This window comes from Acinetobacter sp. UBA991 (assembly GCF_002292065.1).
Classification (GTDB): Bacteria; Pseudomonadota; Gammaproteobacteria; order Pseudomonadales; family Moraxellaceae; genus Acinetobacter; species Acinetobacter higginsii.
The window spans coordinates 144,162-157,347 of the sequence record NZ_DBBF01000041.1 but is presented as its reverse complement, the minus strand read 5'-3'; the positions used below and the strand labels follow the sequence as shown (position 1 = coordinate 157,347).

The 13,186-nt window shown below is 40.3% G+C and carries 18 protein-coding genes and 1 pseudogene; 17 read left to right on the top strand and 2 right to left on the bottom strand.

Annotated elements, in window-relative coordinates:
* From B2727_RS17300 to B2727_RS17245, 12 genes and pseudogenes are all read left to right on the top strand, one after another.
* Nucleotides 1-219: pseudogene (locus B2727_RS17300) on the top strand (hypothetical protein); the annotation flags it as partial.
* Between the two features lie 2 nt (nt 220-221).
* On the top strand, nt 222-494 hold the full coding sequence (locus B2727_RS17295; RefSeq protein ID WP_291349807.1) for a hypothetical protein: 273 nt from the start codon (nt 222-224) through the stop codon (nt 492-494).
* 161 nt (nt 495-655) lie between these two features.
* Entirely contained in the window at nt 656-970 is a 315-nt protein-coding gene (locus B2727_RS17290; protein ID WP_291349805.1) for a hypothetical protein, read from the top strand.
* Nucleotide 971: 1 nt separating this feature from the next.
* Entirely contained in the window at nt 972-2,036 is a 1,065-nt protein-coding gene (locus B2727_RS17285; RefSeq protein WP_291349803.1) for a hypothetical protein, read from the top strand.
* 11 nt (nt 2,037-2,047) lie between these two features.
* Nucleotides 2,048-2,920, top strand: a complete 873-nt coding sequence (locus B2727_RS17280) for a recombinase RecT (protein WP_241345290.1) — start codon at nt 2,048-2,050, stop codon at nt 2,918-2,920.
* Nucleotides 2,920-3,141 carry a DUF7446 family protein gene (locus B2727_RS17275; protein ID WP_291349801.1) on the top strand — a complete coding sequence of 74 codons (222 nt, stop codon included), beginning with the start codon at nt 2,920-2,922 and terminating at the stop codon, nt 3,139-3,141. The genes B2727_RS17280 and B2727_RS17275 overlap by 1 nt, the downstream gene beginning before the upstream one ends.
* Entirely contained in the window at nt 3,138-3,797 is a 660-nt protein-coding gene (locus tag B2727_RS17270; RefSeq protein ID WP_291349799.1) for a hypothetical protein, read from the top strand. The genes B2727_RS17275 and B2727_RS17270 overlap by 4 nt, the downstream gene beginning before the upstream one ends.
* Nucleotides 3,794-4,048 (top strand): hypothetical protein, encoded by a 255-nt coding sequence (locus B2727_RS17265; protein WP_151775971.1) that lies wholly within the window; start codon nt 3,794-3,796, stop codon nt 4,046-4,048. The genes B2727_RS17270 and B2727_RS17265 overlap by 4 nt, the downstream gene beginning before the upstream one ends.
* Nucleotides 4,045-4,314, top strand: a complete 270-nt coding sequence (locus tag B2727_RS17260) for a hypothetical protein (protein WP_291349796.1) — start codon at nt 4,045-4,047, stop codon at nt 4,312-4,314. The genes B2727_RS17265 and B2727_RS17260 overlap by 4 nt, the downstream gene beginning before the upstream one ends.
* Nucleotides 4,307-4,690 (top strand): hypothetical protein, encoded by a 384-nt coding sequence (locus B2727_RS17255; RefSeq protein WP_291349794.1) that lies wholly within the window; start codon nt 4,307-4,309, stop codon nt 4,688-4,690. Before B2727_RS17260 ends, B2727_RS17255 begins: the two co-directional genes overlap by 8 nt.
* Nucleotides 4,683-4,931 carry a DUF551 domain-containing protein gene (locus tag B2727_RS17250; protein ID WP_291349792.1) on the top strand — a complete coding sequence of 83 codons (249 nt, stop codon included), beginning with the start codon at nt 4,683-4,685 and terminating at the stop codon, nt 4,929-4,931. Before B2727_RS17255 ends, B2727_RS17250 begins: the two co-directional genes overlap by 8 nt.
* Before the next feature lie 36 nt (nt 4,932-4,967).
* Nucleotides 4,968-5,138, top strand: coding sequence for a hypothetical protein (locus B2727_RS17245; protein WP_409449602.1), 171 nt, complete (start codon nt 4,968-4,970; stop codon nt 5,136-5,138).
* Nucleotides 5,139-5,143: 5 nt separating this feature from the next.
* Here B2727_RS17245 and B2727_RS17240 read toward each other — a convergent pair whose 3' ends face one another.
* Nucleotides 5,144-6,352 (bottom strand): tyrosine-type recombinase/integrase, encoded by a 1,209-nt coding sequence (locus B2727_RS17240; protein WP_291349789.1) that lies wholly within the window; start codon nt 6,350-6,352, stop codon nt 5,144-5,146.
* 269 nt (nt 6,353-6,621) lie between these two features.
* On the opposite strand from B2727_RS17240, the gene B2727_RS17235 reads away from it, so the two are divergent.
* Complete coding sequence (locus B2727_RS17235; RefSeq protein WP_004654651.1) at nt 6,622-6,765, top strand: hypothetical protein; 144 nt, start codon at nt 6,622-6,624, stop codon at nt 6,763-6,765.
* Between the two features lie 76 nt (nt 6,766-6,841).
* On the opposite strand, the gene serC is transcribed toward B2727_RS17235, so the two are convergent.
* Nucleotides 6,842-7,921: a 3-phosphoserine/phosphohydroxythreonine transaminase gene (gene serC / locus B2727_RS17230; protein WP_033134653.1), complete on the bottom strand. Its 1,080-nt coding sequence runs from the start codon at nt 7,919-7,921 to the stop codon at nt 6,842-6,844.
* Nucleotides 7,922-8,270: 349 nt separating this feature from the next.
* On the opposite strand from serC, the gene B2727_RS17225 reads away from it, so the two are divergent.
* The 4 genes from B2727_RS17225 to B2727_RS17210 are packed head-to-tail and all read left to right on the top strand — an operon-like array spanning nt 8,271 to nt 13,162.
* Nucleotides 8,271-9,767, top strand: a complete 1,497-nt coding sequence (locus B2727_RS17225; RefSeq protein ID WP_033134654.1) for a TolC family protein — start codon at nt 8,271-8,273, stop codon at nt 9,765-9,767.
* A gap of 12 nt (nt 9,768-9,779) precedes the next feature.
* Nucleotides 9,780-10,943, top strand: a complete 1,164-nt coding sequence (locus tag B2727_RS17220) for an HlyD family secretion protein (RefSeq protein ID WP_033134655.1) — start codon at nt 9,780-9,782, stop codon at nt 10,941-10,943.
* Between the two features lie 3 nt (nt 10,944-10,946).
* Nucleotides 10,947-12,077, top strand: coding sequence for an ABC transporter permease (locus B2727_RS17215; protein WP_033134656.1), 1,131 nt, complete (start codon nt 10,947-10,949; stop codon nt 12,075-12,077).
* A complete protein-coding gene (locus B2727_RS17210; RefSeq protein ID WP_033134657.1) occupies nt 12,074-13,162 on the top strand; it encodes an ABC transporter permease in 1,089 nt (362 codons plus the stop codon). Before B2727_RS17215 ends, B2727_RS17210 begins: the two co-directional genes overlap by 4 nt.
* The last annotated feature ends 24 nt before the right edge of the window (nt 13,163-13,186 follow it).

Sequence of the window (13,186 nt, the reverse complement as noted above, 5' to 3'; positions counted from 1 at the left end):
GGTGCAGCGTCAGCTACTGGTGAATACTCGGTAGCATGCGGACTTGGCTGGAATAACAAAGCTATGGCATGTGAAACAGGCGCTATCGTTCTGACATATCGCAACATGCAAGATGAAATTATCCATATCCGCGCTTCTAAGGTTGGTGAGAACGGTATTAAAGCTAATACCTGGTATCAATTGGACGAGAATTGCGAATTCGTTGAAGTGGAGGCTTGATCATGGATAACAACACTCTAACTCACAACCAGTTCATTGCACGTTTAATCAAACGCCAGAACACTAAGAAGTTCACCACGATCAAAACTGTGGCTATCCAGTCTTTTGCATTGCTTGCTGTATTGGTGATGTGCATTTCATTTATTGGTTTGGTTCTTCACATTGCAGCGTATTACCAGGCTAAAGAAGAGTTAGAAACCCAAGCCCTTATCCAACAATTAGAAAAAGGTGAAGTCGTAGAGATGACGACTCGAGTTGGTGGCAAACATGATTAAGTCGAAACAGCCAATTTTTAGTGTTGATTACACGACTTGTAAAAGTTGTGGACGTTTAGTTCAACGTAAATTGCCATTTCAAAACAACATGGGATATTCGTGGATATGTTGTTGCGGCTGGGCTCAGAACGTATGGAGTTGCTCCGTAGAGTGAGGTTTTTATGGGATCAATATTCCCGCAAAGCTTTCTTGAGCAATTCGGTTATTCAATTGGCGAGAAAGAAGAAGCTACACACTACAGCACATTTGGTGGTTCAGATTGGATACTGAAAGTTGCAAGAAATCAGGTTTTTTACTGGTGCGAATTAGGAAAGTCTTGGCGCAAATGTCCTTTAACAATCCACCATTGCACACCTATTGGTGAACAGGAGCCTAACTATAAGTGTGGTCCAGTAGCACCTAAACAAATTGAAGTTATAGAGCGAGTTTTGAAGGACTCACCTATTTATACCAAAGCTAAATATAAAGGCGATTAATATGAACGTACAAGTTAATGAATTACAAGTATTAGAACAAAACGTGATTGTTGCTGCTTTTTCTAAAGTTGGTGGAACGGATGAATTGTTTGAGCGTATTGCTCATGAAGTTCGATCACATGTTCCAGATGTGACAACTAAGAAAGGTCGTGACGCTATTGGTTCTCTTGCTATGAAGGTGAGTAAATCAAAAACTCTGATCGAGAAATGCGGTAAAGAATTAGTTGCTGAGCAAAAAGCTCAAATCAAACTGATTGATGATGACCGCATTTCGATTGTGAAAAAATTTGATTTATTGCGTGATGAGATTTTGGCACCGCGTGATGCATGGGAAAAGGCAGAAGAGGATCGTGTGAAGAAGCATCAGGACTCTATTATTGGCATCAAAATGGCTGCTGATCTTCTTCAAAAATATCCTGAAGAGTGGGCAAGTGAAAACATTAAAGTAGCTATTCGTGATTTGGAAAATGTTCAGATTGATCCATCTTTCGAAGAGTTTGAACAAGAAGCAAAAATTGCAAAGCTTGAGACTCTAGAAAAGTTACGCACTGCCCTTTCTGCACGTGAGAAATACGAAGCTGAACAGGCTGAATTAGAGCGCTTACGAAAGGCTGAACAAGAGCGTTTACAACGTGAGCATGAAGAACGCATTGCTAAAGAAGCTGCTGATAAAGAGCGTCTTGAAGCAGAAGCTAAGGCTTTGGCTGAAAAGCAACGTTTTGAACGTGAGCAAAAAGAACAAGCTGAATTGGCAGAACGTCAACAACGTGAAGCTGCTGAACGTGAAGCACGCTTAATTGCTGAAAAAGAAGAAGCTGAATTACGTGCACAACAAGCTGCTGTTATGGAGCGTCAACGCATTGAACGTGAACAAGCAGCTAAAGAAGAAGCTGAACGTAAAGCAGAAGAAGCTCGTTTGGCTAATGTTGAACATATGCGCTCTATCAATCAAGCAGCATCGAAAGCTTTGATCGATCTATGTGTTGGTCTTGAAGAATATCAAATCAAGGCAATCATCACAGCGATTGCTCGAAACCAAATTCCAAACGTTTCAATCAAATACTGAGGATTAAAAAAATGAATGCACCAGTAAAACACAACGCTAAAGACTTTTTCGCAAAGCCAATGGTTCAGGAAAAGTTAAAAGAACTTGTTGGCAAGAATGCTCCTGCTTTTGCAACATCTGTATTGCAGATCGTGAACAGTAACTCGATGCTGGTAAATGCCGACCCACAAACTATTTTTAGTGCTGCATGTATGGCTGCAACATTGAACTTGCCAATCAATAACAATCTTGGTTTTGCCTACATTGTTCCTTTTAAAAACAACAAGGAAAACAAGATTGAAGCTCAATTTCAACTCGGTTACAAAGGCTACATTCAGTTGGCACAACGCTCTGGTCAGTTCAGCCGCATTGCTGCAACACCTGTTTACGATGGGCAGTTGATTAGCGAAAACCCGCTGCTTGGTTATGAGTTTGATTGGTCGGTCAAGCCAAGTGGCGATCCGATTGGATATGTGGCGTTTTTCAAGCTGATTAATGGCTTTACTGCTGAACTTTACATGAGTAAAGAGGAAGTAATGAAACATGCCAATAAGTACAGCCAAACAGCCAAAAAAGGTTATGGCGTGTGGAAAGATCAGTTTGAAGCAATGGCGCTTAAAACCGTGTTGAAGCTGCTTTTATCGAAGCAAGCACCACTTTCGATTGATATGCAAAAAGCCCAAATGGCAGATCAGGCAATCATTCGTGATGTGGATAAGGACGAGTTTGACTACATCGACCACCAAGAATCAATTGCAGACTTGGAAGCACCAAAACCAACACTGAATGACGATGAGTTTAATGCAGCATTAGAACAACTCAATGCAGGTGCAATCGACAAAGCTTACATCTTGGATGGTTACAGCTTGACAGATGCTCAGCGTGTAGCAGTGGAGGCTCAATAATGGCTAAAAATCCAATCAAGATCATGTCATCAATACTAACAAATACAATTTATGCAGGTCGTGTAAACCCCAAGAATCAAATGTTCATTGGTGAAAAAGAGGATGTTACAGACACGGCAGTTTCAGCGGTGGCTCAATATCTGCTGCATAAGGGTGTTGTTCTTGAGTTTCAATCTCTGGGTAAAAAATACCGCTTAGAGGTAAATGAGGTGTCAGAATGAAACTATTCCGCTGCTCATCCTTACACAAACTTATTGGTGATGGTCGCTCTAAAGCGGCTGTCATCAGCGACACAGCAAAATCAGCTATCCGTGACATCGTGAAAGAGGATCTATATGGCTTTCGCTCATTCACTGGCAACCAGTACACGCAAAAAGGCAACTTGCTAGAAGATTTAGCAATCGAAATGTCGGGCAAGATGCGTTTCCGCAATTACCAAAAGCACGTTGGGCGTGTTGAAAATGAACTAATCACTGGTGAGTGTGATGTGCTTGATCTTGAGCGAAAACTCATTATCGACACCAAAGTCACTTGGGATATCGGTACACATCCATTTTTCCAAGATGAAGCAATGGAGAAAGTCAAAAAGGCAGGCTATGACGTTCAGATGCAGGCGTATATGTGGCTTTACGATTGCGAAGTTGCGCATGTTGATTTTTGGTTATTCCCTTGCCCGCCTGAACTTTTAAAAGATTGGGATGACATAGATCAGTTGGTTCATCTTGTCGAAGCAATTGATATTCGAGAGCGCAAAACGACTGTGACAATCGAACGTGATGAATCGGTTATTCAGAAGATCAAAGACAAGATTCCGCACTGTCAAAACTACTACGAGCAGCTATTTGCTGAGCGTAGCAAAGGAAAGGTGGCAGCATGAACGACTGGCAGATTTTAAGAAGCCGTTATGGCAGCACTCGTAGTTATAAGAATCGCAAAGCCCTACCCATTTCAAAGCTTGAGGATTTCAAAAACTGGTTAGTTGATATTGGCGCTGATGTTTATAGCAAAACAGAACAAAACGAAATTTTAAGATTTAGACATAAAGGCATTTTAGGCATCTGGTACGAATCTGGATCAGGCAACTTATTAATGCATGACTTGGCAGCAGAATTTGAGGTGGCAGCATGAATATTGAAAAACTATGGGCGGTGAACATTCCTGAAGAACCTGATTCAGAACTTTTGCATCCAGTACCCAGTCAAAAGATTGGCAAACAATTGGTATATCGTTTGAAGAAAGAAGCCTTGCAGGTATTCCCTACTGTTGGTCAGTCTATTGCAGATGCAATCACTTTAGAAGAATGGAACGGCACTCAAGAAGATCATGCCAAGTATCTTCAAGACAATAAGAATTGGTGGAATGACACAACGTTTTTGGAGAATGAAGATGCTTAATATTGAAAAAGAACGCGAGGCATTTGAAGCGTCAAGAACTGGTGAATTTAAGAATGTTATTTTTGTAATGAATGAATATTACCCAGAGGGACATTATGTGGGTAAATCAAATCACAATGAAGATACAGATGATGCGCACTACCTAAGTCACTCATGGTTTAGTTGGATAGACCGAGCAAAAATAGAAGCCAAAAAGCTTGAAGGCTGCGTGGTGGTGCCAGTTGAGATGCCTGATTCATTTAATGATGCAACAACAGACTACTTTAACGATATATCTGAAGGTGAAAATTATGATGCTTTTGTAAAACTTGTTGATATAGACAATAAATCAATTTGGGCGATGGCTGTAGAAGCAGCAAGGGGCGGAAATGAGTAATTGGATTGATATTGAAAAGGTAACACCTAAAAAATTTCAAAAAGTTGTTGCTGCTGAAATTATTGATGGTGAAATATATGCTTTTGCTGCTGCCATGTTTATTGATGAAGGGTATTTTAGTGCGGAAGTTGATGGGTTAGAGGCCAGTAATTTTGATGGTGGTGCATGCATAAATATTGATATGAATGTAACACATTGGTTGATTTTACCTGAGCCACCAAAAGCGGATTCGGAGGGGTGAATGGCTAAATATATTACTTCCGACCAAGTATGTGAGATGTTCGGAATAACCAAAGTTACATTATGGCGTTGGGAAGTTAAAACACAGTGGGGCAAGCCTTTCCCTGCCCCTGCACTGCCATCTGTTGGCGGTGGGCCAAAGCGTTACTTAACAAAAGATGTATCTAACTGGGAAAAACAATGTTTGGGTAAGAAGGCGGTCGCATGACCGCTTTACCCTTTTAAACTTTCTAATTTCTCAATCCATTTCTCATAGACTTCTGTTTGCTCAAGAACATAACTATGTAAGTCATACACTTCTTGATTGTTCGGTAACACATGACCAAGCATAATTTCGTGAATATCCCGATGTTTTGAGAAAGAACTAAAGTTAGTTCGTGCTGTTCGGCGTAGATCGTGAAGCGACCAGTGCTCCATGGTTTCTTTTTTAAAGCGTTTGACCCAGCCAATCACGCTATTAGGCAAGGCGGTAGACGCGCCATCTGTTAAATATTCAGATTCATCATTACCGTTACTGAATAAATATTTACCTCCGCTTAATTCCATTGCTTCTTTTATTAATACTTCCATGTATGGCAATATTGGTCTAATCAGTGTCTTATCGTTCTTGTAGCCTGTTTTATGGTTTGTTGGTGGCACTATCCAGACTTTGCGTTTAAAGTCAAAATGCTTCTTTTCAGCTCTGCGAAGCTCACCATTTCGGCAAGCATAGATTAAGCATAACTCAAGAAATATTTTATTTTTCTCTGTTAATCGTGACCATTTTAAGCACTCATAAAAAACTATAATTTCTTCATCTGATAAAACGCGCTTAGTTGGCTTGGAAACAATATTTAAATCTGCTTTAGGGTAAATATCTGCAAGCACATTTGTTTGAACATATTTGCGTTTTGCAGCCCATTTCAACATCTGCTTTGTGTTAGATAATAGATTTTTAGCTGTGCCAGGTATTCGCCCTGCCAGTTCTTCAAAAACCTCTAACCAGTCAGTTATATCTATTCGATCAATCGGAAGATAGCCAAGTTTAGGCAATAAATGATTTTCAAACATTCTTTTAATGTGCTCATGCTCTTTTTTATTTTTAGAGCAATATGAGTCATGCCACATTTGATGGACTTCATTTAAAGTGATTGGATTAATATTTTTTTCTTTCTCGACCAGTAATTCTAATTTTGGATTTTTATTTTGGTCTAGTAGTCCACGCAAACGAGTTGCTTCTAAACGAGCATCTTTAAGGCTCATATGGGGATATGTACCAAGATCAACACGCTCTTGTTTATTATTAAATCTGTAGCGTAACTGAAAGACAATTTTTCCTTTCGGTGATATTCTAACGCTCATAGAGTCACGATCAGCAACCACTTCAACGGCTTCTCGCTCTTTTCCATTATTTGCTTTAAGCCAAGCTTCAGATAACGCCATTTCAAACTCTAAAAATAATATGTACACATAATCGATTAAAAAATCGAAACACGGCAGTATGTACACACTTATGTACACAAATGACGTGAAATAGAGTGTTGCATTATGAAATGGTTATTAATGGTTAAACAAGTATAAAATTGGCTAATATGTGATTTCGGTGTAATGGTATGTAATAAAGTTAAATTGATCTTTATTCATACTAATATTTATGCTAAAACTGCACATAAGTGACAAAAAATCACATAAATGGCATTTTAGGCGTTCTAATGAAAATTATACCAGAACAAACGACCACCAGTCTGATTCATTCGAGTGATCAAGGTCTTAAACTTGATGTTGGTGCTTTTTGCTTTTTTTTACTTGGTATGTTTTTAGCAGCACTCATGTTTCATCGAATTGGCTTTTTTTAAACTTTTTGACCACTACCCTATTTGCAAATAAAAGCCCTCAATGTTGAGGGCTTTTATTTTAGCAACACCTTATGGCTTAACCATGACGTTTCGCAAACTCATCCATAAAGTTCACCAATGCTTGGACGCCTTCTAAAGGTACAGCATTGTAAATACTTGCACGCATACCACCCACTGAACGGTGGCCTGCCAAGTTCAATAAGTGATGTTGTTCAGCTTCTTGCAAGAAGGTCTTTTCAAGTGCTTCGTCAGCTAAAGTAAATGGTACGTTCATCATTGAACGATTTGCGATCGCGATTGGGTTGTTATAGAAATCGCTTGAATCAATATAACCATAAAGCAGTTTTGCTTTCTCCTGATTCACTTTATAGATCGCATCTACCCCACCCTGCTCAAGCAACCACTCAAACACGAGACCAGATAAATACCACGCATAAGTCGCAGGAGTATTCACCATTGAACCATTCTTGGCTTGATCGGCATATTTTAAGATGCTTGGAATCTCAGGTTTTGCTTGATCTAACAAGTCATCACGAATAATGACGATAGTTAAGCCTGCTGGACCAATATTCTTTTGCGCACCCGCATAGATCAGACCAAACTTGCTGACATCCAATGGCGCAGACAAAATGCTAGATGAATAATCACAAACCAACGGTGCGTTTACATCTGGAATAGCCGCGAATTGCAAACCACCAATAGTCTCATTATCCGCATAATGTACATAAGCAGCATCATTTGAAAGGTTCCAAGTACTTTGTTCAGTAATTGCATGTTTACCATCAATTAAAGTCCCTGCTTCAACGATATTAATATCGCCATAACGCTTGGCTTCTTTGAGCGCTTTTTCAGACCAAATACCCGTATGGATATAATCAGCCTTGTTGTTTTTACCCAATAAATTCAGTGGGATCGCTGAAAACTGCAGCGACGCACCACCTTGTAAAAACAAGACTTTATAATTTTCAGGAATGTTCATGAGCTTACGTAAATCAGCTTCAGCCTTCTCTGCCACAGCAACATAGTCATTGCTACGATGACTCATTTCCATGATCGACAGGCCTTTGCCCTGCCAATTCAACAATTCTTGTTGAGCTTTTTCTAAAACGGCAGTAGGTAATGCAGCAGGACCAGCGCAGAAATTATAAGCACGCATGAGTTTTTCCCTTGTTAAAGTGGAACAAATTGGAATGGGAATTTAACCATAGATTGGCGAAGCTTGCAGCAGCTTATCACCTAAATATTTCAATTTAACCGAGAAAATAATATTAATTTTTCAATCCTGTTGCGGTCATAAATGATATTTTAGGCCAAGTCTCAACAGTGGATTTAAACAGCACATTTTCATGTTTTTTCGGAGATTTATTTAGATTAAAAACTCTACTTTTTACAATTTCACTACACCAAAAGTGTCGATATAACTATTTAATTAAAAACATATTATTTTAATTTTATAAAAAGAATTTAGACTTACTCAGGATATTATTAAATTGCGACATAACCAAATGTTGAAACGACATGATCGACCGAGTTTTAAGGTCCAGCGCTTTCCTAAAATGTTAAGCTTCAGTATAGGCTTAATCAGCTGTGCCCTATTGCCTACGGCCCTATTTGCACAAACATTGAGTTATAGCGAAGCTGAACAATATGTTGTGGAAAATGCCTATTCAACACAAGCCCAGCAGGCCCTACAACAAGCCTCCCAACTTGAAATGGAAGCTGTCAAACACCTCGGTCTACCCCGTATTGATTTAAATGCTCGCGCCTATTCATTTCATAGCGAAACCAGTGTGCCCTTAGAATCGAGTAAACGTCGACTCGAAAACTCACTCACTCGTGGATTTGACGACAAATTATCACAATGGGGTAATGTGCTTCCACCAGAAGTGATTGATCAAGTCAGCCAAGGTTTTGATCAGACGGTCAATGAAGGCTTAAATAAGGTACCCAATAATCTGGATGTTACAGTCAAAGACCATGATGTACGCACTTCAATTTCAATGGTGATGCCACTCTATACTGGCGGTAAAATTAACAGTGCCAAACAGATTGCCACCATTCAAGCACAACGCTCAAATATCAGCGAAAAACAACAACAAGATTCACAACGCTTTGAGATGATTCAATCCTATTTTAATGTGCAATTACAACAACAGTTACTCAACGCTAGCCTGTTTAATTTAAATGCCATGCAAGAACACTATAACAATGCACTTAAATTAGAGAAACAAGGTTTTATTAATAAAGGCCAGCGCATGCAATTTGAAGTGGCGCGCAATAATGCCGAACGCACCTATCAAAATGCGCAGTCGAATCTGCAAGCGAGCCAGTTTAGCCTAAAAAATCTATTACAGACTAAAGAAGGCCTAAACCTCACCACCCCACTATTTGTAAATAATGCACAAAATCATTCTTTGGATAAACTGCTGGCAAATTACGATCAAAACTCCAGTTTGATTAAAAAGCTGCAAATGGACACCCAGCTTGCCAATGAAAATATCAAAGTACAACAATCTGCGAAAAAACCAAGCCTGTTTGCCTTTGGTGAATATGGGTTGGACAATAAAGAGAATTGGATTGTCGGTGTGATGGCCAAATACAATCTATTCTCGGGCATTGATAACAATAAAAATATCCGTGCTGCCGAACTGAAAAAATACGCTGCTGAGCTCATGACCGAACGCACCAAGCAAGAAGTCGAAAACGTGCTGTACAAATCGTATAGCGAATTAAACGCGTCTCAGACTAGCCATCAACTATTAACCCAAAACACCAAAGCTGCTCAAGAAAACTTACGTATCCAACAGCTTTCATTTAAAGAAGGTATGGGCACGGCGACTCAAGTGATTGATGCACAAAATGCCTTCAGTGCATTAAGAAGTGAGATGGCGATAAATTCATATAAATACATCTTATCTTTAGCCACCTTATTACAAAGCTATGGTTCGATTGATGAGTTCAAGCTTTATGTTAATCAACCACGTACAGACTATATCCGTTAATTGGAGAAATTTATGAGCCAGAATCAATCATCATCCAATTCAGAACGCGATACAGATCAAGTGGAAAATAAGACTGAGACTCAAGCGTCTGAACCATCTCAAGCACAAGTGACCTCTACAGAAAAAGTAGAACAGCCGAGACCTGAGACCTCAAACTCAAATATACAACAACCACCCACCGAGCCAGCCAAAAAAGGCAAGGCAAAAATCATCGGCTTAATTATTTTAATTCTGCTGTTAGGTCTGATTGCATTTGGTTTATGGAAAGCATATCAGCCACAAGCGATTGAATTGCAAGGTCGGGTTGAGTCGGAAACGGTACATATCAGCACCAAAGTCCCGAGTCGTATTGAAGAGTTTTATGTGTCTGAAGGTCAAGCTGTTAAAAAAGGTCAAGCACTGGTTCGTTTTGTCAGCCCAGAATTAGAAGCGAAAAAGGAACAGGCTCAAGCGGCATTACAAAGCGCGACTGCTTTTCATTCAACGGTATATCGTGGTGCGCAGCAAGAGAATATCGAGACGCTATATGCCAATTGGCAAGCAATGAAAACTCAAGCGGAGTTAGCAGCAACAACCTACAAACGTGGTGAAACTTTATTTCAACAAGGTGTAATTTCACGTCAACGCCGTGATGAAATGCTTGCAGCACAAACCTCTGCACGTGAAACAGCCGAGGCAGCTTATCAACAATATGCACGAGCCAAACGTGGCAGTACTGAACAGCAAAAATCAACTGCCGATGCGCAAGTTGCGATGGCACAGGCGGCAGTGAAAGAAGCCAATGCTCTGACTGAAGAAACCAAACTGTATTCACCAACAGATGGAACTGTGTCTAAGACTTATGGTAAGCCAACAGAATTGGTGGCAACTGCGGTACCTGTGGTCAGTATTATCGAAGATCATGATTTGTGGGTCAGCTTAAATGTCCGCGAAGACATGTATAGCTCAGTCTATAAAACCAAAACTTTAGAAGGCTTTATACCCGCCCTCAACAAAAAAGCCACTTTTAAAGTCAAAAATATCGATGCAGAAGGTGACTTTGCGACCATCAAAACCACACGCCAAACAGGCGGTTATGATATTCGCAGTTTTAAGTTTCATTTAGTCCCTGAGCAAAATATTCCAGATTTAAAAGTCGGTATGAGCGTGTTGTTTAAAATTGAAGAGGCAAAATAAGCGATGTTTGCAGTGATGCTGCGGGAATTGCGCTATTTAAAACGCCATAAAGTTGATTTGTTTATGGCGGTGATTGCCCCTTTGCTGGTGATTCTATTATTTGGCAGCATGTTTTCCGCGGGTAAAGCCGAACATTTACCCATTGTGGTGATTGATCAAGATCAAAGTGAAATGAGTCGTAAAGTGATTCATGCACTTAGCATCAATCATACCTTGAAAGTTAAAACGATTACCGCTAGCCAAGATGAAGCCGAACGACTGATCAATAAAACCGAAGCTTGGGGATTCGTGATGATCCCTGAGGGGGCTGAGCAACGTCTGGTCAAAGCCCAAGATGCGCAGATCAGTATCGCCTATAACCAGTCTTTTTTTAGTATCGGTAATACCATTTCTTCAGCCATGTTGATCAGCACCTTGAATGGGATGGCAGATTATATGGGGCAAAGCTATTTAGCCAATACTATTCCCTATTTAGACATGCCAACACCGCATATCAAGATCTCAACTCTATATAACCCAAGCATGAGTTATGAACTGTTTCTGGAACCTTTTATGGTGCCAGCAGTCTTACATTTATTACTATGCTGTTGCGTGGCTTTTGCTATCGGGCAGGAATTTAAACGCAAGACTGTCGGTGAATGGGTGAACTCAAAACAAATTATCTCAAGTCTACTAGGTAAAATCCTGCTCTATGTCTTTATCTTCTGCGCCTGGACTTGGTGCTGGATGTTCTGGCTCGCACATATTCGTGGTTACTTTATCGCAGGTTCACTTACACTGATCCTTGTTGCACAGTTTTTGCTGTATTTTGCTTATGCCGTGATTAGCAGTACTGTGGTTTTGGCAACACAGAATTTACCTAAAACCTTTGGTTTTATCGCACTCTACGGTGGATCATCGCCAAGCTTTTCAGGGATTACCCTGCCCTTAAATAATGCACCCGCATTTACTCAATTTTGGTCGATGATTATTCCTTACACGCCTTACGCTAAATTGCAGACCGAACAATGGATTATTGGCAGTGATCTGTATGTTTCATTGGTTCCATTTGGGATATTGTTGATCTTTGCAGGGTTATTCTTTGCACTAAGCGTGCGTCTGTTAAAGAAAAATACTCAGGAGCTATGCTCATGAAAGCATTTTTCAATTATTACCTACAGACCTTCAAAAACATTTTTGCCAATAGCTCGGTGTTTACCACGCTCATTGCCGCAATCCTGCTCTATAGTTTTTTCTATCCAACTGCCTATAAAGCACAAACCGCTGAAGATATTCCAATTGTGATTGTGGATGAAGAACAGAGCATTTTGACCTCAAAAATCATTAGCCAAGCGTCTAATAGTCCTCACATCAAAATCATCACCGTGACAGATAACTTTCTTGAAGCACAGCGCATGGTGAAAAACCAGCAAGCTGAAGGTATTTTGTTATTACCAGAAAACCTGACCAATAGCTTAAAACGCGGTGAAATGGGCGGTATTGGCCTGTACTTGAGCACGGCTTATTTCATTCGAACCAAAGAAGTAGGTGTCGGTTTAGCTGGCTCGATAGAATATACCCTGAAAGAGCATCTCGAAAAGTTTGGCAGTGCCTCTGCGTTTGAACCAGAACTCTCCATCCATCAGATTCCTTTGTTTAATACCATGTCGGGTTATGGCAGTTATATCTTCCCTGCTGTGGCCAGTTTAATTATTCATCAGACTATTCTACTTGGTCTGGCGATGCTGATTGCCAGTTACCGTGAACAAGGCTGGGTGGCGAAACCTGTAGAGTTCTGGGCCACTTTTGCAGCGATCTTTACCACAGGTTGTTTAGGCTGCCTGTATTTATTTGGCTTTACCTTCTGGTTATATGAATATCCACATGGTGGCAATTTCTGGGGCATGCTGCTTGCCGTGCCGATCTATGTCAGCTGTGTGATTGGTTTGGGTATGTTGGTCGGTTCACTGGTTGATATGCCAGAACGGGTTGGTCATTTAATTGTTGTGACTTCTGTACCCTTGTTTTTGCTGACAGGTACCGCATGGCCACATGAAGCCATGCCACATTGGATGCAATACTTTGCATGGACACTGCCTTCAACCCATGGGGTTCAACTCTTTGTACAACTCAATCAGATGGGTGTGCCCACCTCAATCGTGGTGCCAAAACTGATTTATCTTACGACAGTCGCTGCAATATTATTGGCAATTTCTTATTATCGTCTAGTTAAAAAATAGTGCTTTTCACTTTAAGTTGATATT